This window comes from Acinetobacter sp. YH12116, assembly GCF_013418895.1.
GTDB classification, from domain to species: domain Bacteria; phylum Pseudomonadota; class Gammaproteobacteria; order Pseudomonadales; family Moraxellaceae; genus Acinetobacter; species Acinetobacter indicus.
Window position 1 is genome coordinate 1 of the sequence record NZ_VPBE01000001.1, and the last position, 26,630, is coordinate 26,630.

Here is a 26,630-nt window from a genome sequence, read left to right on the forward strand (position 1 = left end):
GTTTTAATTGTTCTACCACATAGCTGATGGGTTGATTGCGAAACAAGGCAAGCCCAAGAACAAGCCAAACCACGTGCTCAGCAGGTAATTTTCTCCTTCTGATCGATGCCTTACCTGTTTGATGCAGAGATGTTTCAATCCAATTTAAGTCAATAAGTTCACAAAAATGGCTAAGTGATGGGAGAGCATGTTCAAGAGTGGATTCTAAATGTTCAGATAAAGACATAAAAAAATGAGCGTATTTACATACACTCATTTTTACTACATTTTACTAAAATTTGCTTAACTGACTGGCATTACACGCAATGTGGGCTTTTTTTATAAATACTTCACCAGGAATTATTTATAACGATCCACCATTTTCTCTAAAGAAATTGGACGGATTTTGTCGGCATTGCCCGCAGTACCAAACGCTTCATAACGTGCAACACAAATATCTTTCATTGCATCGACAGTTTTAGCGAAGAATTTACGTGGGTCAAACTCGCTTGGTTTTTCAGCCATGAAGCGACGCATTGCACCGGTAGAGGCCAGACGCAAGTCGGTGTCGATGTTAATTTTACGCACACCGTGCTTGATCGCTTCAACCAGCTGCTCAACAGGTACACCATAAGTTTCCTTGATGTCACCGCCATACTGGTTGATCACTGCCAGCCATTCTTGTGGCACAGAACTTGAACCGTGCATCACCAGATGCGTATTTGGCAGTGCCGCATGAATTTCTTTAATACGGTCAATCGCCAGAATATCGCCTGTAGGTGGACGGGTGAATTTGTACGCACCGTGTGAAGTACCCACTGCAATTGCCAGTGCGTCTACATTGGTGTCTGCTACGAAAGAACGTGCTTCTTCAACTGAAGTCAGCAATTGAGAGTGATCCAGTACACCTTCTGCACCGACACCATCTTCTTCGCCGGCCATACCTGTTTCAAGGCTGCCTAGACAACCGATTTCACCTTCAACAGAAACGCCACATGCGTGCGCCATTTGTACCACACGACGGGTCACATCTACGTTGTATTCATATGAGGTTGGGGTTTTACCATCTTCACCCAGTGAACCATCCATCATGACTGATGAGAAGCCCAGCTGGATAGAACGTTGACAGACGTCAGGGCTGGTACCGTGATCCTGGTGCATCACCACCGGAATGTGTGGCCATTCTTCAATTGCAGCCAAAATAAGATGACGTAAGAATGGTGCGCCTGCGTACTTACGGGCACCTGCAGATGCCTGTACGATTACAGGTGAATTCGTCGCATCTGCGGCCAACATGATTGCGCGCATTTGTTCTAAGTTGTTTACGTTAAACGCTGGTACGCCGTATCCGTGTTCACCGGCGTGATCCAATAGCTGGCGCATTGAAATAAGAGCCATAATATCCTCCCAGGTAATGCTGCATATTCTACATGGGGATTTGTTTCAATTCAGCAACAAAACGTCGTATTTAAAAAAAATCCCTGCCAATGCAGGGACTTTTATACAAATTACTACAATTTGTGGAGCTTTTAGGATTATTGCGCTTCAGATGCTGGCGCTGCTGCGCTGTCTGGGGTTGCGGCATCTGCTGGTGCATTGGCCACTTCTTCAGGCACATCGGTATTGTTTTCATCAAGTACTGGCTGATCAATTGCATCAATCGCCGCTTGCTGTTCTGCAGAAATTTGCTCTGACGCTACAGCTGCTGATGCATCTGCAGTGGTCGCTGTTGCATTGTCGTCTTTTTTAGCACATGCAGTGAAAGCTAAAGATGCAGCAAGTAACGCGGCAAGAGTTAATTTTTGGTTCATCAGAATATCCTACAACCCGGTGATTTTTGATCATAATATTTCAGAAACATGACAGTTTTATGACTAAAAAATGAAGTGCATAAAAAAGGCTGACCGAGGTCAACCTTTTGTCATCTTGCAAGCGTGTGCGAATTAAGCACGTTCTAGCAATACGGCAACTGCTGGTAAGGTCTTGCCTTCTACAAACTCAAGGAAAGCACCGCCACCTGTAGAGATATAACCAATTTTGTCTGCAACTTCATATTTGTCGATGGCAGCCAAGGTGTCACCACCACCTGCAATTGAGAAGCCTTCTGATTCAGCAATCGCTAAAGACAGGGCTTTAGTCCCTTCACCGAACTGATCCACTTCGAATACGCCAACTGGGCCATTCCAGAGAATGGTTTTAGAAGTTTTCAAGATCTCAGCAAATGCTTTGGCTGTTTCTGGACCAACATCCAGAATCATGTCGTTGTCAGCCACATCTTCTACTTTTTTCACGGTTGCTTTGGCAGCCGCCAGTGAACCCAAGAAGTCATCAAAGTTGATTTCAGATGCATCTGCAACTACCACATCCGTTGGAAGTGGTACAGATACTTTGGCAGCAATGGCTTTGGCTGTGTCGATCAAATCATTTTCACACAGTGATTTACCCACGTTGTAACCCGCAGCAGCCAGGAAAGTATTGGCAATACCACCACCCACAATCAACTGGTCGCAAATGTCAGACAGTGATGTCAATACATCCAGCTTGGTGGATACTTTAGAGCCGGCAACAATGGCCACCATTGGTTTTTCTGGTGTTTGCAGTGCACGGCCAAGTGCATCCAGTTCAGCAGCCAGTAAAGGACCTGCTGCTGCCACTTTAGCAAGACGCGCCACACCTTCGGTTGATGCTTCTGCACGGTGCGCAGTACCAAAGGCATCCATTACGAATACATCACACAGCGCTGCATATTTTGCTGCCAGCTCAGGATTGTTTTTCTTTTCACCCACGTTAAAGCGGCAGTTTTCAAGTAGCACCACTTGACCTGCTTCTACCTCTACACCATCCAGGTAGTCAGTCAATAATTTGACTTCCTGACCTAATGCTTCGGTCAGGTAAGCTGCGACAGGCGCAAGTGATTGTTCAGCTTTAGGTTCACCTTCAACAGGACGACCCAGGTGAGAATACACCATTACAGCTGCGCCTTTTTCCAAAGCCGCTTTAATTGTCGGTAAGGCAGCACGTAAACGCGCATCGCTGGTAATCACACCATTTTTCACCGGCACGTTTAAGTCTTCGCGGATCAGAACACGCTTTTGTGCCAGGTCGAGGTCAGTCATACGCTGAAAATTCATGTATAGCTCACTTTTTAGATATTAAAATCGCCAAGATTCTAAATGATTATGCAGAAAAAGGTTAGCTTCTTTTGCAGAAAAGCTAACGATTGCCAAAGTTTTGTTATGATAGGAAAAAAACAGACCTGATAATTTTTATGCCTATGTCTATACATCCAGATCCAACCCTGAACCGTTTAAATGTTTTAGGCGAGCCTTTGGCCAGCTGCTGTTTTGACCCGATTACCGGCTATTTTCGTAATGGCTTTTGCCATACGGCGCCCACGGATCTGGGCCAGCACACTGTTTGTGCACAAATGACCTCGGAATTTCTGAACTTTTCCCAGAAAATTGGCAATGACCTGATCACACCGTTGCCTGAAGTCGAATTTCCGGGCTTAAAACCGGGTGATTTCTGGTGTATTTGTGTGACCCGCTGGGTTGAAGCCTATCAGGCCGGTAAAGCACCACCCGTAAAAATTCAGGCCTGCCATCAGGCGGTACTGTCTTACGTTCCCTTAGATATTTTGATGGAATATGCTGTCTAATGAAGCGTCCGATTATTCTGGCGTCCAGCAGCCAGACACGTAAAGAACTGATGGACCGTTTAAAGCTCGACTATCAGTGTATGACACCCGACATTGATGAATCACCGCAAGGTGAAAGCCATGCCGATGATCTGGCCAAACGGCTGGCTTTTGAAAAAGCCCAGAGTATTGCCAAGCAATATCCTGAAGCCATTGTGATTGGCTCCGATCAGGTGGCGTGGCGTGAAGGTGCGCCCGATATTTTTATTGGCAAGCCCTTAAGCCCGGAAAAAGCCATTCGCCAGCTGCAGGCCAACTCGGACAAAATTGTCTACTTTAGTACTGCGCTGAGCGTACAGCAAAAATCCAGCGGTTTTGAACAGACCCTTGTCGAACACTACAAAGTCAAATTCCGTAAACTGAGTCTGGATGAAATCGAGCGCTATGTGGCACTGGAACAGCCGCTGCATTGTGCCGGCAGTTTTAAATGCGAAAGTCTGGGGATTAGCCTGTTTGAACAGATGATTGGCCAGGACCAGACCACCTTGATGGGTATGCCAATGATTCAGCTGTGCCAGATTCTCCGCCAGCTTAATCTGCAGATTCCCTAAACACGGTAATGCAATACCCAAAATGATCAGGCGCCTGTCCTGATCATTTTTTGCGCCACCTTTTCCCTTCTGCCACTTTTCTAAATTTCCTTAAGATGAAGTTCATCACTTGCACCACCGCACAACTCAAGGGACAATAACAGCTAAATTTATGTTGTAGTTATTTGACATGTCTCAACCTTTAGACGTTTTAGGCGGAATCACCGCTGAACAATTCCTTGCCGAATATTGGCAAAAAAAACCGCTGCTGGTGCGTAATGCCCTGCCTGAAATCGCCAATATTCTTGAGCCGAGTGATGTCATGGAGCTGGCACTGGACGAAAATATCAGCGCCCGCTTAATTAAACAGAAAGATCGTGATCCGAACCAGTGGTCCGTGAAATCTTCACCGCTATTAAAAGCCGATTTCCAGAAAATGCCAAAGCTGTGGACGCTGCTGGTCCAAGCGGTAGATCACTACTCTTTTGATCTGGCGGAACTGTGGAAAAAATTCCCGTTTATTCCGCAGTGGCGCCGTGATGACATTATGGTGTCGTACGCACCAAAAGGCGGTTCGGTCGGCAAACACTTCGACTTCTATGATGTATTTCTGGTGCAGGGCTATGGTCATCGCCGCTGGCAACTGGGCCAGATGTGTGATGCCGAAACCGAATTTGTTCCAGGCCAGCCGCTGAAATTACTGCCAGAGATGGATGTCAATTTTGACGAAGTGCTGGCACCAGGTGACCTGCTTTACGTACCACCAGGTTTATCGCACTATGGCGTGGCCGAAGATGACTGTCTGACCTTCTCTTTCGGTTTCCGTATGCCAAATATCAGCGACATGATGGATCGCGTCAGTGACAAGTTTTCTGACAACCAGTTGCTAAAAAATCCGTTGCAAGATCTGATCCGCGACCAGATCAGCCCGATTGGACAAATTGCCCAGCCGGAACTGGAATATTTAAAAGCCGAATTGCTGGCACAACTGCACAACTCGACCGTGTTGGAAGATGCCATCATGAGCCTGATGTCAGAGCCAAAATATCCAGACAATATTCCAGAAGCAGAAGAAATTGGTACTGGCGATCTGGAAGATGCGCTAGATCAGGGCTATCAACTGATTTTAGAACCGGCTTCACGCCTGCTCTATACTGAAGAAGATGGTGAGTTGCTGTTCTGGGCCAATGGTGAAGGTTTATATATTTCGGATGAGTTTGCGCCGCTACTCAAGCAGATTGCTGATGGTGAACTCGTCGAGCTGAATGAAGACCTGTACCATGAAGACATTCTGGAAGATGTGGCTCAGTTACTCAATGATTCTGTACTGATGCTGCTGCCTGCCGAAGATGCAGAAGATGAAGCCGAATAAAGACTTAATCCTGAGGTGATACCACTAAAATCGCCTTGATTAAGGTATAACCAGGTGTAGAGTTCACCTTTAACTCTGCACCTATCCGCGCCAGACGCAGCTTCATACTGCGTACGCCAATACTCATCCCATGATCGAGCACCCCATGGGTATCAAAGCCAATTCCATCATCCTGAATACTTAAACATAAAGTCTGTTCATCGGGAAAATCCAGTGTTACTTGCACATGCTTGGCCTGACTGTGCTTCACCACATTGGTCAGACTTTCTTCCAGCACCCGCATCAGGTTCAGACATTGCAGCGGTGTCGGTTGCACCACCCAATCACTGGCAATATTCCAGGTGGCGCGCATCTCAACTTCATCCATGAGCTGGCTAAAACGATGTCGCACCGGCGCAATCCATAATACCGGCGTTTCCGGCACTTTGGCGCCAATTGAGGAGCCACTGTCAATAATTTGCCGCAAATCATCACGCAGTAATTTCAAAATCGACAGAAACTGGCGGTTACTCATGGGCTGCTCGCTCTGGTCGACCATAATCATCGAACGCACCAGTGAAGCGCCCAGGCCATCATGCAAATCATGCGAAAGATGAATCCGCTCCTGCAAACGCACATTTTCCAGTTCCAGATAATGCTTTTCCGACATGCTTTGTTTTAAGTCTTCACGAACCTCAAACACACGGTATTCCAGTTGCTGGTTAAACTGCTCAATTTTCTGCATGCTTTTGGTGGTGCGAATCCCGAGAATTAAGGCAATAAACAGCGTCACCACCGGTGAGGTATACGGCGATAAGGGCTGTAAATCGGTATCAAACGGTGCGGCCAACAGTGCAATATCTAAAGCGGCAAAAATAATAATCAGGCTTAAACAGATCACCAGCAGGATATTTTCTACACGTGGTACGCGGAAGGTTAAACGCAGCAGGTACAGGAAAACCCCGAAAAATAGCAGGCTATAGCCTAAAAACACCAGCCCGAAAACGGTTTGTGCATAATCGAGCGGCGTCACGAAAATCCCCAAAATCACCGCCACCGAACAGATAAAGGCGGTTTCTTCCAGTATCGGAAATTTTTTATCAACAAAACGCAGTAAATAGACAATAAACGACAGAATATACAGCACAAAAAAGGCGATATTGGCCTGTGCCGCCATCAGCGTATTCGGGAAGGGATAGGTTTCTGTACTAATAATATTGGAGACGAATAACAGCCACAGCAAACAGCTTAAGGCAAACCAGCCATAACTGACTTCTTTACGCCGAAACAGCCAGATCACCAGACACAGTACGCCCAGGGTTGCCGATAAAATTGCATTAATCACAAATAAGGTACGGCGATCCCAGATCTGTTGCTGATATTCCGTATAACTGTTATAGACATTCTGGAAGGAAACATCACCGAGACCGGCAGATTGAAAGGCATAGCCCCGGACATAGACTAAAATTTCATTCTGGTCGGGACGCAAGCCACTAATCGGTAAAATCCAGTAGCGTGGCATATTCCAACTTTTGGAGAGTGGTTCTTCCAGATGCCGGTTTGACCAGATTAAATCGCGGTTTAAAAACACCGCACCCGCGCTATTTAAATAATTAATAGAAAATACAATTGACTGGTCCAGCACGGCCGGTTCCTGACAGGACCAGTTCCAGACAATTTTGTACCACACCCCACCGTTATAATCCGGCCAGCGTTCATTCCAGCGATCAGGCAAGGTCACAGGTTGCCATCCTGTATGTGGATGGCTATGAATATCCGGTGTCTGTACGGTGCTGACCGACTGAATATTAACCTGACAATACGGGTCTATGGCATAGCTTTGCTCTGCATACGCACTCGATAGACAAAGATAAAGACAACAGCCGCACCAAAACTGGAGCAATCTGTAGATCATAAAATGCCTAATGAGCGCGCTGTACTGACTGCCTTGGTGCGTTTACTTACCGAGAGCTTGCGATAAATATGCTTGATATGACTTTCCACGGTATAGCGCGACACAAACAGCTGCTCGGCAATTTCCCGGTTACTCAGGCCCTGCGCGACCAGATTTAGAATTTCATGTTCACGGTTGGTCAGTTGTTCAATATCTTCATCGGGCTGTTTAAACGGCTTGGCAATTTCCTGCGGCTTCTGTACTGAAATCTGTGACAGTATTTCCCGGGCAATAAAGGGATCAATCGGTGCGCCGCCTCTTAAAATACTGCGAATGGCCATGATCACTTCAGTATCATCGCGTTCTTTTAATACATAACCGGTGGCGCCCGCCTGAATAGCCGAAAACAGACTGTTTTGTGTACTCCAGGCCGAAATCACCAGAATCAGTACACTGCTGTCTTTGGCCCGAAGCTGTTCAATCAGTTCAACCCCATTGCCATCTGGCAACCCCAAATCGACCAGCGCCAAAGACACCGGCTGTTCTTCAATTTTCTGTAATGCTGCTTTTAAATGGCTAACAAAAATCAGCATGTCATTGCTGTAGCCCATTTCAAGGAGGATATGTCTGAGGCGTGACTGAATCATGGGTTCATCTTCCACAATCAGCACAGGGGCCGGTAATATTGATTCTGTAATGTCCACTGTCTTCCCCGATCTTTTAACTTTCAATATAGCGATATTATTAAACGGTTCTCTATCCCTAGAATTAAGGAATTTCAGAGTGTTAGCACTGTTATTTTTATGATTTCAGCATAGCAGCTATTTTTTAATTTTTATAGATTTTATTGCTCATTTTTAAGCTGTGCTAAAGCCCTTGCCAAATTTCACAAATCATTACTTGTATGCCCTATTCAGAATCTGCACAGTAATACAAGATTGAATTCGCAATGGAAAAATCATAACAATGCCAAGTCCAGCCCAAGCCATTCGCCATAAACTTTTAAATACGTTCTTCTCCCGTCACTCGGTCTGGTTTGCCTGTATTTTAATTGCGCTGGGGATTACATGGCTTAGGCTATTTTATGAGCCACATTATATTTATTATTTTCTGTCCGATGGCGTAATTAACTCGCTCTGGCTGATCACCACGCTGCTGAGTCTGGTCGGTCTGTATGATGTCATTCAGACCAAGCATTCCATTCTGAAAAACTACCCGATTATGGGTCATTTCCGGTTTATTTTTGAAGATTTCCGCCCCGAAATTCGCCAGTATTTTATTGAAGCCGATCAGGATGCCCAGCCTTTTTCCCGCATGCAGCGCAGTTTGGTCTATCAACGTGCCAAAAATGAAAATGCCGATAAACCCTTTGGCTCGATTTTGGATGTGTACGAAGCCGACTACCGTTTTATTGTGCATTCCTTGCGCCCCTGCCCACCGGCTGATCCAAAAACCTTCCGGATTCATATTGGCAATGAACAATGCAGCCAGCCTTATAATGCGTCGATTTTAAATATTTCTGCCATGAGTTTTGGCAGCCTGAGTGCCAATGCCATCCGTGCCTTAAATAAAGGCGCCAAACTCGGTAGCTTTTATCATGACACTGGTGAAGGCAGCCTTAGCCCGTATCATCTGGAATATGGCGGTGATATTGTCTGGCAAATTGCCAGTGGCTACTTTGGTTGCCGCACCGCAGAAGGTTTATTTGATCCGGAAAAGTTTGCCCGTCAGGCCGGTAATCCGAATATCAAGATGATTGAACTCAAACTCTCTCAAGGTGCCAAGCCGGGCCATGGCGGTATTTTGCCGAAACATAAAATTTCAGAAGAAATCTCGCAGATTCGTGGTGTGCCACGTGACCGCGATTGTGTATCGCCCTCGCGCCATCCTAGTTTTAGCACCCCAATTGAAATGCTGCAGTTTTTACAGCAGTTACGCGATTTATCGGGTGGTAAACCGGTGGGCTTTAAACTGTGTATTGGCCAGCCCTGGCAATTTATGAGTATCGTCAAAGCCATGCTGGTGACCAAAATTGTGCCTGACTTTATTGTGGTGGATGGCTCGGAAGGCGGTACCGGCGCCTCCCCGATTGAGTTTAGTGACTATATTGGTACGCCGCTGCGTGAAGGCTTACTATTTGTGCATAACACTTTGGTTGGCGCCGGCCTGCGCAGTAAAATCAAGCTCGGGGCCAGCGGTAAAATTATCAGTGCCTTTGATATTGCCAGTACCTTTGCCTTAGGCGCAGACTGGGTCAATTCAGCCCGTGGTTTTATGTTTGCCGTTGGCTGTATTCAGGCGCAAAGCTGTCATACCAACCAATGTCCGGTCGGTGTCGCCACACAAGATAAAGACCGTCAAAAAGCGCTACATGTACCCTCCAAAGCAGAACGGGTCTATAACTTCCATAAAAATACCATGCATGCCCTGTCGGAAATGATTGCGGCAGCCGGTTTAAAACACCCCGCCGACATTCGTGCCCATCATCTGGCGCAGCGGATTAACGACCGGGAAATTAAAAACTATGCCCAGCTGCATTTCTGGCTGAAAGAAGGTGAATTACTGAGCTGTGAAAATAAAGATGAAGAAAACTTTTATTTTCGTATGTGGAATTTGGCCAAAGCGGAAGAATTTTAAAAAAGAGGCACAGGCCTCTTTTTTATGAAATGGAGGAAAGCTTAATAATAAGTCTTGGAATTCGAAGCATGTAAAAAGGCTGGAATCAAACCGGTTAAGGCCGCACGAATATCCGGGCGCTCATTAATCAGTTGATGTGACCCTTCTTCCAGCATCAGCAAGGTTTGCAGGCGGAATTTACGCCGGATAAACTCGATGTTATAACGCCAGTCCACAGTCTGATCCTGCGCGCCTTGGGCCAGCCACACTGGAATCCGGCACGCTGGTCGCTGTTCCATTTCCAGCATCCATTTGGACATGGCCAGAATCCAGTCCATGCCCATCATCCGTGGTTGTAACGGATCTTTTAAGCGCACAAAACGCAAAAATTCCGGGTTATGGTTATTGCGTCTGAAATGGCGCGGTACTTCGCGTTTAATCCTGCGGATAATCCCGAGGCCCACCGAATTATGCCACCAGGCACTTTTGGCCGGACGGATTAAAGGAGATAGCAATAGCACCCGCTCGACAAACGGATTTTCCCTGCGCTCGGCAAATTCCAGTAAATGATGCATCCAGATCGCACCACCGGTACTTTGCCCTACCCCTAGCCAAGGCTTAGGCAATTGATCGGCATTGCGCACATATTGGTAAATGGCGTGTAGCACCTGCTGGTAATGATCAAAATTCTGGATACTGGCGGGCGAGCCATTACTTAAACCATGGCCGGGCAAATCATAAGTCAAGACACTAAAGCCCTGCTCCAGAATTTCTTTGACAATCGGCTGATAAATGCCGCTGTGCTCCAGATAGCCATGCAGTAAAAACACCGTACCTTTGCTTTTTTCCAGCTTGCCCGCTTCAAGTTTAGGCTGAAACACCTGCACATGCAGTTTAAACAGCGGCATTTGCACATAACCCTGCCAATGCTCGCACTCTAAGCTGTCAAAACCGTAAAGCTGACGATAGGCCTGAATATCTACCGTGGGCGCATAAGGCCGGTTCAGGTTTAAAGGCTCCAGCACCTGCGGCGTGGTATCGCGGCTAGGAACCGGTAAATCCAGCTGTTTCAACACACTCGGATTTAAAAACGGGATATTCGGCATTATGGCACCTCCCGGCAGTCGCTCGAACCAAACAGCATATCGCGGATGGTGGCCAGCATTTCATAATTGGCGCGGCGACTATGATCATAGTTCTGCTCACTAGGCTGCCATTGGGTTAACTCGGTTGGAATTGGCGCGACCACCGGCACGGTTTCAATGCCGTTTAAGGCAAACAAACGGCGTGTGCGCGGCATGTGATATTGATCGGTGATTAAAATCACCGTTGGTGCGCCGCCTTTTTTCTGTAGCAGCAAGGAACTAAAACGCGAGTTTTCACAGGTATTCATGCTGCGATCTTCCAGCAAGTTGGCTTCAACCCCGCGTTCTGCCAGCCATTTCTGCATATAAGGTGCTTCAACACCGCTCAGCACAATGGGTAATTTATACTGTTTTTCAATTTCTAAGGTTTTTTCTAAACGTAGTCGTGTGTAGTTATTCACAATAATATCTTTTTGATTTTCATGTAAGGTCAGACCGCCACCCAGAACCACAATTGCATACGGCTGGGAAGTTATTTGCGGCTTCTGGCTATTTTGTTGTTGAATCAGCGCAATATCCTGAAAAATTTCTTCATCAACCGGTACGGTTTCAACCGCTGCCACTTCATGGGTTCTTAAAAATTTCAGATATTGTTCCATCAGGGCCTGATTTTCAGAGCTGTCTAAATCCAGTAAATCCTGTAACTGCTGTGAAGGCTGCGCAAGTTGCGCCTCCGATGCAGAAACATCGGCCAGTAATGGAATTTGCGGTGTACTGTCCTGCTCTTGTTCCTGCTGACTGCGCTGCTCATCCTGAATTAAAGCCTGCAAGGCTTTATAGCGCGCCTGAATGGTGGTGAGATTCTGTGAATTTTTAGCCTGAATCTCTTCTTCCATGACTTTTAAATAAGCTTGCCGGGCAATCCACAAATTCGAGCCAGGTTCCAGATTTTCCTGATCGGTCAGTGCCCCCATCTGCTGGCTTTGTGCAGCCACTTCATTGACCTCCACCGGCACAATGGTATTCAGCACTTTTATCACAAACTTGGAATAAAACGGCGAATAGATAAAAACCACCAGACAGCCCATCAGCACAAATAGCACAGCCGCCATTTGTACGATACGCACCATCCAGTGAGTTCTATTCATAAATGCCTAACCTGATTAAAAGGTATTGTGGGGAATAATCAGCCCGGCGTCATTAAACAGCACCGGTTCTGGTTCTAAGTGTATCCCAAATTTTTGGTACACGTCCTGCTGTACAGCCTGATATGTTGCCTGAACATCGGCCAGGGTCGCATTGGCATAATTGACAAGCACCAGCGCCTGCTTGTGAAACATACCAACCATGCCCAGCTGTTTCCCTTTCCAGCCAGCCTGATCAATAAGCCAGCCAGCTGCAATTTTGACCTGGCCTTCGGGTTGCGGATAATGCGGCATGTTCGGGAACTGAATCGCCAGCTGTTCATAGACCGCGGCAGTCACCACCGGATTTTTAAAGAAGCTGCCGACATTTGGAAATTGCTGCGGATCTGGCAGTTTACTTTGACGGATCTGGATCACCTGGCGTTGCAGGTTTTCAGCGGTTTGCTCATCACCCACAGCGGTTTTTAAATCGCCATAATTCAGTTTCAAGTCCGGCTGTTTCCGTAGCTTGAACGTGACATGGGTGATGATATAGCGGTTCGGATTTTCTTTGAAAATACTGTGGCGATAGGCAAAATGACAGTCACTGGCCAGAATTGAATTAAACTGACCGTTATAGCGGTCATAAACCTGTACCGATTCAATAAATTCACCGACCTCAACCCCATAGGCACCAATATTCTGCACCGGCGATGCACCGACCAGACCGGGAATTAAGGCCAGATTTTGCAGGCCAAATAACTGCTGCTCAGTGGTCCAGAGCACAAAATCATGCCAGACCTGACCCGCACCAACGCGAATGGTGCTGAAGTCATTATCTTCATTCAGGAATTTAATGCCCTGAATATCCATATGTAACACCAGCGCCTGAATCTGCTCTGGCAGCAGCATATTACTGCCGCCCGATAAAATCAGCACATTCAGCTGCTGTAACTTGGCATAGTTTAAGGCTGCGATTAAATCATCGGTAGAATGCACCTTAATATAATGAGACGCATTTGCAGCCAGATTTAAGGTATTAAAAGGCTTAAGCTGGACCTGATGTTGAATGTTCATATTCTTAAACCTGATTTAAGCCAATTCTGTTTTTAAAATATTGATCCAGGCCTGTGCGCTGGACTCACACTGATCCAGCACGCGCTCAAAGCCATCGGCTTCGCCATAATAAGGATCAGGCACTTCATGACGCGGATATTGCGGATCATGTTCGCTCATCAGCGCCACGTTGGCACGTAGCAGCTCTGCACCATATTCTTCGGCCGCATGACACTTTAAATGCTGAATATTTTGCAGGTTTTCCTGATCCATCGCCAGAATCAGATCAAAATCCAGAAAATCGCGCGTAGTTAACTGACGGGCACGCAAGGCAGATAAATCATAGCCACGCTGCAAGGCATGTTGCTGGCTGCGCGCATCGGGCGCTTTGCCCGGATGATAATTACTGGTGCCGGCAGAATCGACCCAGATATTCAGTTGCAGTGCATCACAATAATGTCTGAACACCACTTCCGCGGTAGGTGAACGGCAGATATTGCCCAAACAGACACATAACACCTTGTATGGCGTTCTGGATGACATAACAACCTCAAAACTGCTTTCTTTTAAAGTGTCTTATGTTAAGTTATTTGCAGGATGAATCCTATATTGTCACTATAGATAAATGTTGATTTAAGTATAAAAATTAAGGATAAAGCGTATGAGCCCATTTCAATTCCAGACTGTGCCCAACATTATTGCCGGACTGGGCAGCATCCAACAGCTCAAAGCCCTCCTGACTGAACAGAACAATCAACGTGTGCTGCTGGTGACCGATCCGGGAATGGTGCAATTACAATTGCATGCACCTGTTTTGGAAACTCTCGAAGCTGCCGAATGTGATTACCGCATTTATGCCAGCGTACAGGCCGATCCACCGGAACATATTGTGCTGGAAGCCGCCGAATTCGCCCGGCAAAACCAGATAGATACAGTCATTGGTTTTGGGGGTGGCAGCTCGCTGGATGTGGCCAAAATTATTGCCCTGCTGGCCCATCCTGAACAAAAACAGCAACTGCATGACATGTATGGCGTCAATCAGGCGCAAAAACCGCGTTTGCCTCTTATTCTGATTCCAACCACGGCCGGCACCGGCTCGGAAGTCACGCCCATTTCCATTGTCACCACCGGCGAAACCACCAAAACCGGCATTGTATCTGCTGCCCTATATGCCGATGTCACCATTTTAGATGCCAACTTTACCCAAAACCTGCCGGCGCACATTACGGCCGCCACCGGTATTGATGCAATGGTACATGCCATTGAAGCCTATACCTCCAAACACAAAAAGAACTTTTATGCCGATATGCTGGCGATTCAGGCACTTAAACTGCTGAACCAGAATCTGCATCTGGTGCTAAAAGATGGTAACAACATGGAAGCCCGTCAGAATATGCTGGTCGGTTCGATGCTGGCCGGACAGGCCTTTGCCAATGCACCGGTGGCAGCAGTCCATGCACTGGCCTATCCGCTGGGTGGACATTTTCATCTGTCGCATGGACACAGCAATGCGCTGGTCTTAACCGAAGTGCTGAAATTTAATGCACCAGCCGCCAAGCAGCAGTATGCCGAACTGATGACCCTGCTCGACCCATCCAGCAAAGGCTGTGTAGATGGCTTGTGTGATCTGTTTATTGACCACATGCAAAACTATCTGGACCGCAGTGGCCTGACCTTGAAACTGAATGCCCTGAATGTGCCTGACAACATGCTGGAACAGCTGGCCGAGGATGCCATGTTACAAACCCGCCTGCTGCAAAATAATCCACGCGACATGGAAAAACAGGATGCGCTGGCCATCTATCAGGCGATTTATCAATAAGGCTGAAGCTATTTAAAGTTGTGGTAAATCAAAAATATAAATTTTCGATCTATTCAGGGATGACGTCTTTTTATGAAACCGGTAGCCAAAACCCGCGATCAATATACCTTCTTTTTACCGATTCAAACCCGCTGGTCAGACAACGACATGTATGGTCATGTCAATAATGTCATGTATTACAGCTACTTCGATACCGCTGCCAATGCGCTGCTGATTGAGAAAGCCGGACTGAATATTCATCAGGCCGAGATTATGGGGCTGGTGGTAGACTCTGGCTGCAGCTTTTTAGCCGAGCTGAGTTATCCAGAAGTGATTGAGGTCGGTGTGGCGATTGCAGCGCTGGGCAACAGCTCGCTGAAATATGATCTGGCAATTTTCAAGCAGCATCAACAGCAGGCTTCAGCTCAAGGACATATGGTGCATGTTTTTGTCGATGCGCAGCAACGTAAAAGCACCCCGATTCCAAGCGAAATGCGGAATGCCCTGTTGCCTTATCTGCGTTCTCAATAAACGGTTGAAATGGTCTGACGGTGGTTATTTCAACTGGATATTCTGCAATTCGCCATCAAAACTTTCGAGCAGCGATTTAACCTGCGGCTCCTGATGCAGCAGCTCACTGGCGCGTTGATAAGCACGTACTTTACGTTCCTGCTGCAAGCTATACGGTGTCACCTCTGTGACCTGTCCATACTGCACTTTCAGGAAGCTGTTCGGCCACTGCTGTTTCAGCGCTGCTTCTAAATGCTGTAACTGCGAATTTAACAATTGCTGATACTGCTCCGGAATATGGAAAACCGACTCAGCTTCAATCTGGCCGGTCATCAGGCCGTGTTGGGCTAGTTCCTGAACCGCCGGTGATAAATCACTATTACGGAACCAGTATTCCCATTTTTCCACACTCCATTCGCCCTCTAAGGACTGCACCGGCAGTTGCAGAATATCTTGCGGCATCAGGCGCTGATCAGCACGTGGAATAGCGGTATTGTCTACAGCAGCAACGACAGGCTGATTGGTGGATGGCATCGGCGCTGGCTCCGCAAATAAACTGTCTTGCGGACTGGAGTCCTGCGGATGCGTCAGCTCAGGCTGTGCGACAGACGAAACCGGTGCTGCAAGTTCAGCAGGCTGTTGAGTTGGCTGCGCAACGGCCGTTTCCGGTAAAGGTGCAATTTCATCAAACAGGAAATCATCACTGCTGGCCTCCTCCTGCGTTGCCGGCTGATCAGCGCGATCATCTTCATCTAAATCAAACAGCACTTCATCTGCCGCCGGATCAAAAATCATCTGCGCAGATGCCGCTTCTGCCGGTGTAGTCACCGGATGGTCTGGTTCGGATGGAGATGCAACTTCAGCAACCTCTAACGCTTCATCCTGCAGAAAATCATCTGATGATGGTTCAGCAACGGGTGGGTTTATAGCAGCAGTTTCAGCTTCTAATTCATCCTCAACCGAAACAACGGGATGCACCGGTTCAGGCTGCGCGCTAGCTGACTCAACTGCCGGTGCTACAGCAACTGCGTTGCTTTGTGCGCTGACCTGCGTCAAGGGCACTTCATTTGGCTGTAAGGGACGGAAAGCCAGCAGACGCAGCACGCACATCTCAAAGCCCTGCTCCTGGGTAACCGCCAGCTGTAAATCTGCGCGGCCTTTGCTGGCAATCTGATAATATAGCTGTAAATCCTGAGCCGAAATGCGCTGCGACAGCTGGGTAATTTTCTGGTTAATTTCGGCGCTATATTTCAGGCTTAAATCCGGCAGATATTGCAATAAGGCCAGTTCATGCAAGGTCGAAATCAGCTGATCCAGCACCAGTGATACATCCAGCGCCTGCTGACGGAACTGCATTAACAGTGCGCTCACGCGCGCAGTCTGGTTCTGATGGATCGCCAGAATCAGGTCATAAATAATGGTGCGGTCAATCAGCCCCAGCATGTCTTTGACATCCTGATGATGAATTTCACCCTGACCATAGGCAATAGCCTGATCGGTTAAGGACAAGGCATCCCGTAATGAACCTTGCGCCGATTCAGCAATTTGCCAGATTGCATCCTGCTCGGCCTGAATCTGCTCTTTGCTGAGAATTGAAGATAAGTGCTCGGTAATTTCATCTACTGCCAAAGGACGCAAGGTAAATTGCAGGCAGCGTGAAATGACCGTAATCGGAAGCTTTTGCGGATCGGTGGTGGCAAACAGGAATTTAACATGCTCTGGCGGTTCTTCCAGCGTTTTGAGCAAGGCATTGAAAGAGTGCGTCGAGAGCATGTGCACTTCGTCAATCAGGTAGACTTTAAAGCGGCCTTGTGTCGGTGCATACGGTACGTTATCGAGCAGTTCGCGGGTATCTTCCACTTTTGTACGTGATGCCGCATCAATCTCGATTAAATCAATAAAACGGCCTTCATTCACCGCTTTACAGGTCGGACAAACTTCACACGGTGTGGAGGTCACCCCTGTTTCACAGTTCAGGCATTTGGCCAAAATACGCGCAATGGTGGTTTTCCCTACCCCACGAGTCCCGGTAAACAGATAGGCATGGTGTAAACGGCCACGCTCTAAGGCACTGGTCAGTGCACGAGAAACATGATTTTGCCCCACCAGCTCATTAAAATTACGTGGACGATATTTACGCGCAAGTACCTGATACATGTATGCTCCTTTTTACAGGTCTAAGCATACTGTTTTTTTAGTAAATAGTGAAATAAATGACGGGCGCTTCCAAAGAAAAATCCCTTGTTCGCGCCAGCAAAAAAGGGATTAAAAATCAGTATATTTAGCAAATGATTAGCCAGTATTTAAACAGACTTGGCCAGAATAAAATCACTTTGCATTTGATAGCGTTTGCCTGTTTGATCTACACAAATCTCGAGCAATTGTTTCTCAAGATCGACATATAACAAATTTCGGGTGTTGACTTGCAGCAGTTCAAGCTGCTGACGCGATGCATCTGCGAAGCGAATCCGCCCTTGAATCACTTCCGGTGTATTGTGCCGGCTCATACTTTCACGCACCAAGGTATAAGTTTCATCCTGATGAAGTTCTAAAGATACTGCCATTCCCGGACAATCATCACAGCGCGACAAACAGCCCATACAAGGCGTAGTGCCTTTGAACTCACCGACCCACGCAGGAATTGCGCTCTTAGATTCCACCACCGTCTGTGACTGGCTTGAGTTTTGATCCTGACATCCGAGTACAACTGAACTGGCGACCAGCGGAATCAAAATGACTTTTTTCATCTTTGCACAACATCAAATTGACTAGTGCCAGAACATAGCACAAGCTACAGCTAAAAATCATCTCAAACTGTTTAAAACCAGCCCTTTCGGCCTTTTAACACACCATCGGCACAGCGTAAGGTTTCCTGGGTTAATCCCCACAAGCGATAATCGCCGGTGATGGAACCGGTCGGAAAATTATGGGTATAAGCAAAACTTAAATTCCGCTCTGGATCACACCAGGCACCTGAGCCATTAAAACCAATATGACCAAAGCCCGACGATGCCGACTTGCCCAGGCTCAAAATGCGGTGATAGCCCAAACGCCAATGCATCGGCAGCGGCATCACCCGGTCACGGGCGGTATATTGCACCTGACTTAGGGCCTGAAACACCTGTGGTGAAATCAGTCGTTGCCCCTGCCATTGGCCACCCTGCGCCAGCATGGCATAGATTTTGGCCAGACTTTGTGCGGTAAATACCCCGGAGGCTGCCGGCACAATCGCCTGTAAACCGGCATCACTAAAGAATGAAAATTTCTTCATGCCTTTGGGAATCATGGCATCCTGAAAATCTTGCGGATGTTGTCCACTGAAGGCCAGCAGCTTTTCTAAAGGCGATGCGGTACGTGCAGGTTTAGCAGCAGCCTGTTTTTTGGGAGGCTGGGCAGATTGGGCGGGCTGAGATGTGGCAAACGGTCGCGCCACCCGCGCTAATTCCTCTACCGGCACGCCAAAATAAGCTCCGTTTAATTCCAATGGCTCGCTTAAATGACGCTGCATCAGCACAGCCAGGCTTTCATTACAGGCTTTTTCCAAGACACCTCCGACCTGCCAGCCAAAGGTCAGGGGCTGATAGGCTGCGTCACTGTTCGGAAGAAAACGTGGTTTGGCCGCGGCAATGACCTCCAGCATATGCGACCAGTCGGCCATTTCCGAGGCATCGGCAATCAGATTACGGATATCGTATAAACCACTGCGATGGCACAGCATCTCTCTTAAAGTCAGCTGCTGTTTGCCCTGCGCTGCAAATTCTGGCCAATATTCAGCCACCGGCACATCATAATCCAGCCGCCCCTGACTCACCAGAATATGCGCCAGCGTGGCCAGCACGCCTTTTCCGGTGGAATAACAGACCGACAGACTATCCGGCTGCCAGGCTTCATTGGCAGATTTTTGACCAGTATAAATATCAACGACTTTATGTCCCTGAAAATAAACCACCAGCGCGGCGCCGCCTTGCGTTGAGCGGGCATCCTGAAAACGGCTAAACAGATGGGCCAAATCTTTAAACGGTTCTTCCACTGAACCACGATAATTCTGAATATCTGCACGCAGATAATCTTTTATGCTGTTCATGCATCCTTTCCAGCAACAAGGTGAACAATTAAAAAGCCCAAATCCGGTTTGGACCTAGGCTCGATGACTTAAAGCGCGCGAATGCTACCGCTGACATGCGGTTTCTGGTTCTTCTTGCTACGAATCAGGAAGTCAGTATTTTGCGCCTGCTGCGCCGTCAAGAATTCCACCTGAGATGGCAGATACATTGGCAATTTAAACCAGACATCAGCTTCATACGCATCTGGCAACTGGATATTGGCCAGCGCTTTGGCTTTACTCCACATGCCGTGTGCAATGGCCTGTTTAAAACCAAAGGCTTTGGCGGTTAACGCATGAATATGGATCAGGTTAAAATCTCCCGATGTCAGCGCATAACGACGACCGGTATTTTCCGACACATCCCACTGTCCTGCCGGTACATAATCCGGTACGGCACTTTCTGCTGCTTTAGCCGCAGGCTTGCTGCCGCTTTTCTGACGCGACAAATAGGTGGTTAAACCTTCCATCACCACTTCATTACCAACTTTAGCAGTGGTGATAAAATCAAACTGTACGCCTTTGTCATGTGGCTGCAATTCACCAAACTTGCAGGATAAAGTCAGCTGCTCATTCACGCCAACTTTACGGTATTGCTTGAGCTGATTGCGGATATGCACCAGACCTAAAATCGGAAATGGGAAAGCTTCCGCAGTCATCATGTGCATTTGCAGGCTTTGCGATAACACCGCCAGATAAATGGCCGGAATATAGCCGTTATTTTTAAAACCACAGACTTCGTTATAGGCTTTCAGATGTTTCTGGTCGACCTTGAATGAATCCACCACATATTCAACTTGCGGCAGAACTTTTTCACCCTTCGGCTTTTTAAAAATTAAGCCCTGAATCACTTTTGGATAGGCTAAATACGGCTTGGGAAGTTGACTAAAATGGCGAGTATTCATACTGAACCTTTGGAATATTTATCTTTTAAATCACCCTTTCTTTAATAAGAATTGGGTTTTCTATTTTAATTCCCTCAAATCCCTCCCGACCTCCCTTCAAAAAGGGAGAAGAAGTCCCCCTTTATTAAAGAGGGATTTTAGGGGGGATTCCGAGTGAGGGATATATTAAGCCCCTAACAGACTCTGACCACAAACACGCACCACGTTACCATTTAAACCGGTAGATGCAGTTGAGGCAAAGAAGGCAATGGTTTCTGCGACATCAACCGGTAAACCGCCCTGACTCATCGAGTTCATACGGCGGCCCGCTTCACGAATGGCAAACGGAATGGCCGCAGTCATTTGGGTTTCAATAAAGCCCGGAGCCACAGCGTTAATAGTCACACCATTTTTCAGCACCGGTGCCGTATATTTCACCACTCCAATCACGCCTGCTTTTGATGCTGCATAGTTGGTTTGGCCCAGGTTACCGGCAATCCCTGAAATCGAGGATACGCAGATGATACGGCCATTGGCATTCAGACCGTCATTTTCCAGCAGATAGTCGTTCACGCGTTCAATAGCAGCCAGGTTAATGTTAATCACCAGATCCCACAGTTCAGGCTTCATATTGGCCAGTGTCTTGTCACGGGTAATACCGGCATTGTGCACGATAATATCCAGACCGCCCTGTGCAGCAGCTGCCGCTTTAATCTGCTCGCCCGCATCAGCGGCGGTAATATCAATTGCCAAGGTTGAGCCACCAATTTCAGAGGCAACACGGTCCAAGTCGGCCTGTTGCTGTGGTACATCCAGACAAATCACATGCGCACCATCACGTGCCAATACATGCGCAATCGCTTCACCAATACCACGGCTGGCACCAGTCACAACCGCGGTTTTACCTGCCAGTGGTTTAGCCCAATCCACATCGACTGTGTCTGCTTTAGAAACACGAATCACCTGACCCGATACATAAGCCGAACGCGGTGACAAGGCAAAACGTAAGCTCGATTCCAGGTTCGCTTCAGCGCCGTCATCAACATAAATCAGATTGGCGGCAATGCCTTTTTTAAACTCTTTCCCGACCGATTTAACAAAGCCTTCCAGCGCACGCTGTGCAATTGCATGTTTTACCGTTTTGGCGGTTTCTGGCGTGGTGCCAATGACCACTACACGGCCAGAGGCCTGAATCTGGCGCGCCACCGGATTAAAAAAGTTATAGAGCGCATTTAACTGCTCAGAATTCTGAATGCCTGAGGCATCAAAGACCACCGCTTTAAATTTAGATTCTTTATCGCCCGCGTTAAAAGCACACAGGTTTAAACCGGCTTGTGCGGCGGCCTGCTGTAATTCTGCATTATTGCCGGCATAGCTATTGGCATGGATATTGGCCAGAACCTGGGCAATTGCACCCGATAATGTGCTTTCCGGCGCTGCGCCCAGCAATACTGCACCCTTGACCACAGGCGTCGCGCTGTCAAAACGCTCAAGGAAAGTTGGGGATGGCAGGCCTAAATTTTTAATGACAAATTTACCAATTGGAGATTTTGCAAAAGCTTGGTATTGGTCAGTCATGATTATTATCTCTCAGACAAAATGAATTTGTGATTAATCTAAAGTTATCCTTTAGCTTCAATATGATGTCAGATACTTTGTATTTCAATAGATCGATCAGTTTGTTATGAATAATACTTGAGATCATATACAGATGACTTGACCTGAAAGCATTCTGCAATGTCATTGTAGTCAATTCAGGCTATTCTAGATTATGCTAATGTAACCCCTAAGAAGATCATCAACATGCTTGGAAAAGCCTTATGAGCAAAACAACTCAAGAAAATCCGGCGGTCGAAAATTCTGCTACAGAAACTGTGTCAAATACATCAAAAAGTACAACGCGTACAACCAAAAGTTCTGGCACGGCAAATTCGTCAGCAAACCCTGCGGCTAAACCTGCACGCACCCGTGCGGCATCTACCCGTAAAAAAAGTACAACCCCTCCTCCTTCTGAAACTACAACTGAAACATCTGGTCAACAGGATAATACCATGAGCCAAAACACTGTCCGTCGCGTTGCGATTATCGGTGGTAACCGCATTCCATTTGCACGTTCAAATGGCGCTTACTTCACTGCCTCAAACATCGATATGTTCACCGCCGCTTTAAATGGTCTGGTAGAACGTTATCGTTTAGAAGGCCAACGCCTCGGTGAAGTCGTTGCCGGTGCCGTACTCAAACACAGCCGTGATTTTAACATGACTCGTGAGTGTGTACTGAACACTGAATTGGCTCCTGAAACACCTGCTTACGATATTCAGCAAGCGTGTGGAACCGGTTTGCAGGCAGCTTTTTTAGTGGCCAATAAAATTGCTCTGGGCCAAATTGAAGTCGGTATTGCTGGTGGTGTCGATACCACTTCCGATGCCCCGATTGCTTTTGGTGACGGTTTACGTAAAGCCCTGCTGGAGCTGAATATTGCCAAAACCGGTAAAGACCGCTTAAAAGCGCTGACCAAAATCAATATCAAAGACCTGATGGATGCACCGAAAAATGGTGAACCACGTACCGGTCTGTCAATGGGTGACCATCAGGCGATTACTGCGCTGGAATGGGGCATCTCGCGTGAAGCGCAGGATGAACTTGCTGCATCTTCACACCAGAAAATGGCAGCCGCCTATGAAGCAGGTTTCTTTGATGACCTGATCACACCATTCTTAGGTTTAGAGCGTGACAACAACTTGCGCCCGGATTCTTCAGTAGAGAAACTGGCTAAACTGAAACCAGCCTTTGGTAAAGGTGATGCGCGTACCATGACCGCAGGCAACTCAACCCCACTGACCGATGGTGCATCTTGTGTTCTGCTTGCTTCTGAAGAATGGGCCAAAGCCAATGGTCATGACGTACTGGCTTACTTAACCTTCCAGGAAACGGCTGCAGTTGATTTTGTCGAGAAGAAAGAAGGCCTGCTTATGGCGCCAGCCTATGCCGTACCACGGATGCTGGAACGTGCCGGTCTGACTCTACAAGACTTTGACTACTATGAAATTCACGAAGCTTTTGCTTCACAAGTGCTGTCGACCTTAAAAGCCTGGGAAGATCCAAAGTTCTGTAAAGATCGCTTAGGTCTAGAAGCACCATTGGGTTCAATTGATCGTAACAAGCTGAACGTAAAAGGTTCTTCTCTGGCTGCTGGTCACCCATTTGCTGCAACCGGCGGACGTATTCTGGCGACTGCTGCCAAACTGCTGAATGAAAAAGGTTCAGGTCGTGTGCTGATTTCAATCTGTGCTGCAGGCGGTCAAGGTGTAACAGCGATTGTCGAGAAGTAATTTCCTCTGCCTTCACTGAAAAAGCCACTGCCTGGTGCAGTGGCTTTTTTTATGGCTGTTTTATTACCTTTTATTGTCCGCTCTTGAATTCATCAGACATTTTAAACAGACTCACGATAGGCCGGTGCATAGCCCAAACGTGCCTCAATCGCGTCATAACCCCACTGGAAGATAAAGGTATAGACCAGAATACATAAGGTCAGGCTTAAATCCAGCAAAAAGGCCTCGGGCAGACTCATCTGCATGGCATAGGCCACCATTGGAATGGTGGCTAACATTAAGCCTCCTTCGAAACCAATGGCATGTAAAATCCGTACTTTCACCGTACGCTTGAGCTGTCTGCGTGCTTCAAATTTTTCAAAAAAATGATTAAACAGCATATTCCACAAGACCGAGGTTACTGCCATGGCCACACCCAGGCTACCGGTCACTTCCAGCGGCATCTTGAAAATCAGGCTTAAAGCTAGGGCAATAATCACTAGTAAAATCAGTTCATAACTCAAGGCATGAATTAATCTTCTTTTCGACAGTAACATGTTAAACCGTATCTATTTCATCAATTGCTGCCATCTTATTTTTAAATTATCGACAAATCGAGTTAGAATCTTTCAATATTATTGACAGGTTGCTGCCCATGAATGTGAACCAGGAACAGCTGATCATCTTTAAAACCGTGATTGAATGCGGTTCTTTTTCCGCAGCGGCGCGGCAACTGGGAAAAGTGCCATCTGCAGTAAGTATGTCAATTGCCAATCTGGAAATTGACCTGAACCTGAATCTGTTTCAACGCATCGGGCGTGAACCGGTGCCGACCGCACAGGCATTAACCCTGTATGAAAAGACCGAGCAACTGCTGGTTGAAATGAACCAGTGGAAACAGCATGCCGCAGCGTTAAGTGAAGGGCTGGAATCAGAACTGAATATTGTGGTGGTTTCCGAGCTGATTCATAGCGACTGGACCCAGTACATTGCCCTGCTGCAGCAGGAATTTCCAACGCTACAGATCAATATATTTTCAGCGCCACAGGAAGATGCCATGCACATGCTGGTCGAACAGTCGGCGCAACTGGCAGTGATGTTTGAACGTGAACAGCTCGACAGTGGCGAGCAGTTTGTAGAACTGAAACGCGAAGCCTTGGTGCCGGTGGCGGCCCGAGATTTTGCCTTGGCTCAACAGGCACCGGTCAGCTTTGAAGCTATTTTGCACAGCCGGCAAATTGTGGTGGCCAGCCGTGACCGTCGTATTCAGCCGGAACTGTTATTTTCCAAACAGTACTGGCGCACTGATAATCATCATACTGCCTGCTCGTTAATTTTACAGGGTCTGGGCTGGGGTGTGTTGCCGCTGCAAATGCTGAATGAAAACCCGAACTTAAAGCAGCAACTACAGGTTTTGGACTTTCTGGATTTCTCGCCCAAGTTTGAATATTTTGTCGATCTGGTCTGGAGCCGTGAAAGCAAACTGGGGCTGGCTGCTCGTTTTTTGATTAATCACTTGCGCAATCAACGAAAAAGCACAAATTAGACACTGATCTGTAACGCTTTTCACTTGGGTTAAATCCAGTTTGTGTTATAAATAATTGCATAAGCAATAACCGAACAACTAGAGAAGCGGATTCAATGACACAGAACGCCTTAAACCAATTAAAACGCTTAACAACTATTGTGGCCGACAGCAGTGACTTAACTGCCATTGAAAAGTTTCGTCCTTTAGATGCAACAACCAACCCGTCTTTAATTACCACGGCGGCTGAACAGGCCGACAGTAAACCGCTTTTAACCGAAGCCTTTGATCAGGCCAAAGCAGAAGGTTATCAGCAAGACGAACTGATTGAACGCACCATTGATATTTTAACCGTCAAGTTCGGGGTAGAAATTCTTAAACTGATTGATGGCCGTGTATCGACTGAGGTAGATGCCTCGCTATCTTATGATACAGATGCCACTATTGCCAAAGCCAAAGAACTGCTGGCGCTATATAAAGAATATGGTATTGATCAGAAACGCATCCTGATTAAAATTGCTTCAACTTGGGAAGGCATTCAGGCCGCAAAACAGCTGGAAGTAGAAGGCATTCATACCAATTTAACCTTGCTATTCGGTCTGCATCAGGCACATGCCTGCGCTGATGCCAACGTCACGCTGATTTCCCCTTTTGTCGGGCGTATTCTGGACTGGTACAAAAAAGCCGAAAATGTCATGTACTACCCAATTGAAAAAGATCCGGGCGTGCTGTCAGTCAAAAAGATTTACCAGTTCTACAAACAGCATGCGGTGAAGACTGAAATCATGGGTGCCAGCTTCCGCAGTATTGATCAGGTCTTGGCGCTGGCCGGTTGTGACCTGTTAACCGTTTCACCCAACCTGCTGGCCGAACTGGAACAGGATGAGCGTGAAGTCACAGCACAACTCTCAAGTGACACGATTGAAGCTCAAGGCGAGCTGGAGCCGATCACAAAAGAGAAATTTAAACAGCAGCTGGAACTTGACTTAATGGCCTTCCAGTTACTGCAAAGCGGTATTGATGGCTTTATTAAAGCGCGTGAACAGTTAAGCCAGTTATTGCGCCAAGGCTTTGGTATTGATGCCGAAATTAAAGCTTAATTTTTCTGTTTAGCCGCGCCGCTGTGCGCGTATTCCAGGCCGATGTTGCTATATAATGCTGCATC

The 26,630-nt window shown here is 47.2% G+C and carries 25 protein-coding genes; 9 read left to right on the top strand and 16 right to left on the bottom strand.

Annotation, left to right across the window (positions count from 1 at the left end; genetic code table 11):
• The 4 genes from FTU54_RS00005 to FTU54_RS00020 form a co-directional block, all read right to left on the bottom strand.
• Positions 1–226: transposase domain-containing protein (locus FTU54_RS00005; RefSeq protein WP_171260918.1), on the bottom strand; the 226-nt coding region annotated here is incomplete at its 3' end.
• Between the two features lie 113 nt (positions 227–339).
• A complete protein-coding gene (gene fba, locus FTU54_RS00010) occupies positions 340–1,377 on the bottom strand; it encodes a class II fructose-bisphosphate aldolase (protein ID WP_005178575.1) in 1,038 nt (345 codons plus the stop codon).
• 137 nt (positions 1,378–1,514) lie between these two features.
• On the bottom strand, positions 1,515–1,790 hold the full coding sequence (locus FTU54_RS00015) for a hypothetical protein (protein WP_005178577.1): 276 nt from the start codon (positions 1,788–1,790) through the stop codon (positions 1,515–1,517).
• Between the two features lie 132 nt (positions 1,791–1,922).
• Positions 1,923–3,110 carry a phosphoglycerate kinase gene (locus FTU54_RS00020; RefSeq protein ID WP_005178578.1) on the bottom strand — a complete coding sequence of 396 codons (1,188 nt, stop codon included), beginning with the start codon at positions 3,108–3,110 and terminating at the stop codon, positions 1,923–1,925.
• 143 nt (positions 3,111–3,253) lie between these two features.
• Here FTU54_RS00020 and FTU54_RS00025 point away from each other — a divergent pair, with 143 nt between their 5' ends.
• The 3 genes from FTU54_RS00025 (at position 3,254) to FTU54_RS00035 (ending at position 5,578) form a co-directional block, all read left to right on the top strand.
• Positions 3,254–3,637, top strand: a complete 384-nt coding sequence (locus FTU54_RS00025) for a DUF2237 family protein (protein ID WP_034597805.1) — start codon at positions 3,254–3,256, stop codon at positions 3,635–3,637.
• Positions 3,637–4,227 carry a nucleoside triphosphate pyrophosphatase gene (locus FTU54_RS00030; protein ID WP_168383483.1) on the top strand — a complete coding sequence of 197 codons (591 nt, stop codon included), beginning with the start codon at positions 3,637–3,639 and terminating at the stop codon, positions 4,225–4,227. The genes FTU54_RS00025 and FTU54_RS00030 overlap by 1 nt, the downstream gene beginning before the upstream one ends.
• 169 nt (positions 4,228–4,396) lie before the next feature.
• Positions 4,397–5,578 (top strand): cupin domain-containing protein, encoded by a 1,182-nt coding sequence (locus FTU54_RS00035; protein ID WP_180047177.1) that lies wholly within the window; start codon positions 4,397–4,399, stop codon positions 5,576–5,578.
• Positions 5,579–5,582: 4 nt separating this feature from the next.
• Here FTU54_RS00035 and FTU54_RS00040 read toward each other — a convergent pair whose 3' ends face one another.
• A complete protein-coding gene (locus FTU54_RS00040; RefSeq protein WP_373685788.1) occupies positions 5,583–7,472 on the bottom strand; it encodes an ATP-binding protein in 1,890 nt (629 codons plus the stop codon).
• A complete protein-coding gene (locus FTU54_RS00045) occupies positions 7,469–8,155 on the bottom strand; it encodes a response regulator (protein WP_168383481.1) in 687 nt (228 codons plus the stop codon). Before FTU54_RS00045 ends, FTU54_RS00040 begins: the two co-directional genes overlap by 4 nt.
• Before the next feature lie 262 nt (positions 8,156–8,417).
• Here FTU54_RS00045 and FTU54_RS00050 point away from each other — a divergent pair, with 262 nt between their 5' ends.
• Positions 8,418–10,088 (top strand): FMN-binding glutamate synthase family protein, encoded by a 1,671-nt coding sequence (locus FTU54_RS00050; protein ID WP_180074216.1) that lies wholly within the window; start codon positions 8,418–8,420, stop codon positions 10,086–10,088.
• 41 nt (positions 10,089–10,129) lie between these two features.
• Here FTU54_RS00050 and FTU54_RS00055 read toward each other — a convergent pair whose 3' ends face one another.
• Genes FTU54_RS00055 through FTU54_RS00070 form a run of 4 tightly spaced genes read right to left on the bottom strand, consistent with a single transcriptional unit; the run spans position 10,130 to position 13,875 of the window.
• On the bottom strand, positions 10,130–11,173 hold the full coding sequence (locus FTU54_RS00055; protein ID WP_005178596.1) for an alpha/beta hydrolase: 1,044 nt from the start codon (positions 11,171–11,173) through the stop codon (positions 10,130–10,132).
• Complete coding sequence (locus tag FTU54_RS00060) at positions 11,173–12,300, bottom strand: YdcF family protein (protein WP_045795453.1); 1,128 nt, start codon at positions 12,298–12,300, stop codon at positions 11,173–11,175. The genes FTU54_RS00055 and FTU54_RS00060 overlap by 1 nt, the downstream gene beginning before the upstream one ends.
• A gap of 15 nt (positions 12,301–12,315) precedes the next feature.
• Positions 12,316–13,353, bottom strand: coding sequence for a UDP-N-acetylmuramate dehydrogenase (murB, locus tag FTU54_RS00065; RefSeq protein ID WP_104505371.1), 1,038 nt, complete (start codon positions 13,351–13,353; stop codon positions 12,316–12,318).
• Positions 13,354–13,368: 15 nt separating this feature from the next.
• Positions 13,369–13,875: a low molecular weight protein-tyrosine-phosphatase gene (locus FTU54_RS00070; RefSeq protein WP_104470454.1), complete on the bottom strand. Its 507-nt coding sequence runs from the start codon at positions 13,873–13,875 to the stop codon at positions 13,369–13,371.
• Positions 13,876–13,993: 118 nt separating this feature from the next.
• Here FTU54_RS00070 and FTU54_RS00075 point away from each other — a divergent pair, with 118 nt between their 5' ends.
• Together FTU54_RS00075 and FTU54_RS00080 are read left to right on the top strand one after the other, a co-directional pair.
• The gene (locus FTU54_RS00075; protein WP_075166842.1) at positions 13,994–15,154 is read left to right on the top strand and encodes an iron-containing alcohol dehydrogenase; all 1,161 of its coding nucleotides are present in this window, start codon (positions 13,994–13,996) and stop codon (positions 15,152–15,154) included.
• 72 nt (positions 15,155–15,226) lie between these two features.
• Entirely contained in the window at positions 15,227–15,664 is a 438-nt protein-coding gene (locus FTU54_RS00080; protein WP_075166843.1) for a thioesterase family protein, read from the top strand.
• Positions 15,665–15,688: 24 nt separating this feature from the next.
• Here FTU54_RS00080 and dnaX read toward each other — a convergent pair whose 3' ends face one another.
• From dnaX to FTU54_RS00105, 5 genes are all read right to left on the bottom strand, one after another.
• Positions 15,689–17,800 (bottom strand): DNA polymerase III subunit gamma/tau, encoded by a 2,112-nt coding sequence (gene dnaX / locus FTU54_RS00085; protein ID WP_104470453.1) that lies wholly within the window; start codon positions 17,798–17,800, stop codon positions 15,689–15,691.
• Between the two features lie 146 nt (positions 17,801–17,946).
• Positions 17,947–18,390, bottom strand: coding sequence for a copper resistance protein NlpE N-terminal domain-containing protein (locus FTU54_RS00090; RefSeq protein WP_180074217.1), 444 nt, complete (start codon positions 18,388–18,390; stop codon positions 17,947–17,949).
• Positions 18,391–18,461: 71 nt separating this feature from the next.
• Complete coding sequence (locus FTU54_RS00095) at positions 18,462–19,727, bottom strand: serine hydrolase (protein ID WP_104494651.1); 1,266 nt, start codon at positions 19,725–19,727, stop codon at positions 18,462–18,464.
• A 68-nt stretch (positions 19,728–19,795) separates the two neighbouring features.
• Positions 19,796–20,650 carry a MaoC/PaaZ C-terminal domain-containing protein gene (locus tag FTU54_RS00100; RefSeq protein ID WP_104484063.1) on the bottom strand — a complete coding sequence of 285 codons (855 nt, stop codon included), beginning with the start codon at positions 20,648–20,650 and terminating at the stop codon, positions 19,796–19,798.
• 165 nt (positions 20,651–20,815) lie between these two features.
• Positions 20,816–22,207 (bottom strand): 3-oxoacyl-ACP reductase, encoded by a 1,392-nt coding sequence (locus FTU54_RS00105; protein WP_016659064.1) that lies wholly within the window; start codon positions 22,205–22,207, stop codon positions 20,816–20,818.
• Positions 22,208–22,449: 242 nt separating this feature from the next.
• On the opposite strand from FTU54_RS00105, the gene FTU54_RS00110 reads away from it, so the two are divergent.
• Entirely contained in the window at positions 22,450–23,961 is a 1,512-nt protein-coding gene (locus FTU54_RS00110; protein WP_045795462.1) for an acetyl-CoA C-acetyltransferase, read from the top strand.
• A gap of 101 nt (positions 23,962–24,062) precedes the next feature.
• On the opposite strand, the gene aceI is transcribed toward FTU54_RS00110, so the two are convergent.
• Complete coding sequence (gene aceI / locus FTU54_RS00115) at positions 24,063–24,497, bottom strand: chlorhexidine efflux PACE transporter AceI (RefSeq protein ID WP_075166850.1); 435 nt, start codon at positions 24,495–24,497, stop codon at positions 24,063–24,065.
• Between the two features lie 98 nt (positions 24,498–24,595).
• On the opposite strand from aceI, the gene FTU54_RS00120 reads away from it, so the two are divergent.
• Both FTU54_RS00120 and tal read left to right on the top strand, forming a co-directional pair.
• Complete coding sequence (locus tag FTU54_RS00120; RefSeq protein ID WP_005178622.1) at positions 24,596–25,486, top strand: LysR family transcriptional regulator; 891 nt, start codon at positions 24,596–24,598, stop codon at positions 25,484–25,486.
• A 95-nt stretch (positions 25,487–25,581) separates the two neighbouring features.
• A complete protein-coding gene (gene tal, locus FTU54_RS00125; RefSeq protein ID WP_180074218.1) occupies positions 25,582–26,565 on the top strand; it encodes a transaldolase in 984 nt (327 codons plus the stop codon).
• The last annotated feature ends 65 nt before the right edge of the window (positions 26,566–26,630 follow it).

Coding starts and splice junctions, on each gene's coding strand:
- fba (WP_005178575.1), bottom strand. CDS start 1,377: ATGGCTCTTATTTCAATGCGCCAGCTATTGGATCACGCCGGTGAACAC.
- FTU54_RS00015 (WP_005178577.1), bottom strand. CDS start 1,790: ATGAACCAAAAATTAACTCTTGCCGCGTTACTTGCTGCATCTTTAGCT.
- FTU54_RS00020 (WP_005178578.1), bottom strand. CDS start 3,110: ATGAATTTTCAGCGTATGACTGACCTCGACCTGGCACAAAAGCGTGTT.
- FTU54_RS00025 (WP_034597805.1), top strand. CDS start 3,254: ATGTCTATACATCCAGATCCAACCCTGAACCGTTTAAATGTTTTAGGC.
- FTU54_RS00030 (WP_168383483.1), top strand. CDS start 3,637: ATGAAGCGTCCGATTATTCTGGCGTCCAGCAGCCAGACACGTAAAGAA.
- FTU54_RS00035 (WP_180047177.1), top strand. CDS start 4,397: ATGTCTCAACCTTTAGACGTTTTAGGCGGAATCACCGCTGAACAATTC.
- FTU54_RS00040 (WP_373685788.1), bottom strand. CDS start 7,472: ATGATCTACAGATTGCTCCAGTTTTGGTGCGGCTGTTGTCTTTATCTT.
- FTU54_RS00050 (WP_180074216.1), top strand. CDS start 8,418: ATGCCAAGTCCAGCCCAAGCCATTCGCCATAAACTTTTAAATACGTTC.
- FTU54_RS00055 (WP_005178596.1), bottom strand. CDS start 11,173: ATGCCGAATATCCCGTTTTTAAATCCGAGTGTGTTGAAACAGCTGGAT.
- FTU54_RS00060 (WP_045795453.1), bottom strand. CDS start 12,300: ATGAATAGAACTCACTGGATGGTGCGTATCGTACAAATGGCGGCTGTG.
- murB (WP_104505371.1), bottom strand. CDS start 13,353: ATGAACATTCAACATCAGGTCCAGCTTAAGCCTTTTAATACCTTAAAT.
- FTU54_RS00070 (WP_104470454.1), bottom strand. CDS start 13,875: ATGTCATCCAGAACGCCATACAAGGTGTTATGTGTCTGTTTGGGCAAT.
- FTU54_RS00075 (WP_075166842.1), top strand. CDS start 13,994: ATGAGCCCATTTCAATTCCAGACTGTGCCCAACATTATTGCCGGACTG.
- FTU54_RS00080 (WP_075166843.1), top strand. CDS start 15,227: ATGAAACCGGTAGCCAAAACCCGCGATCAATATACCTTCTTTTTACCG.
- dnaX (WP_104470453.1), bottom strand. CDS start 17,800: ATGTATCAGGTACTTGCGCGTAAATATCGTCCACGTAATTTTAATGAG.
- FTU54_RS00090 (WP_180074217.1), bottom strand. CDS start 18,390: ATGAAAAAAGTCATTTTGATTCCGCTGGTCGCCAGTTCAGTTGTACTC.
- FTU54_RS00095 (WP_104494651.1), bottom strand. CDS start 19,727: ATGAACAGCATAAAAGATTATCTGCGTGCAGATATTCAGAATTATCGT.
- FTU54_RS00100 (WP_104484063.1), bottom strand. CDS start 20,650: ATGAATACTCGCCATTTTAGTCAACTTCCCAAGCCGTATTTAGCCTAT.
- FTU54_RS00105 (WP_016659064.1), bottom strand. CDS start 22,207: ATGACTGACCAATACCAAGCTTTTGCAAAATCTCCAATTGGTAAATTT.
- FTU54_RS00110 (WP_045795462.1), top strand. CDS start 22,450: ATGAGCAAAACAACTCAAGAAAATCCGGCGGTCGAAAATTCTGCTACA.
- aceI (WP_075166850.1), bottom strand. CDS start 24,497: ATGTTACTGTCGAAAAGAAGATTAATTCATGCCTTGAGTTATGAACTG.
- FTU54_RS00120 (WP_005178622.1), top strand. CDS start 24,596: ATGAATGTGAACCAGGAACAGCTGATCATCTTTAAAACCGTGATTGAA.
- tal (WP_180074218.1), top strand. CDS start 25,582: ATGACACAGAACGCCTTAAACCAATTAAAACGCTTAACAACTATTGTG.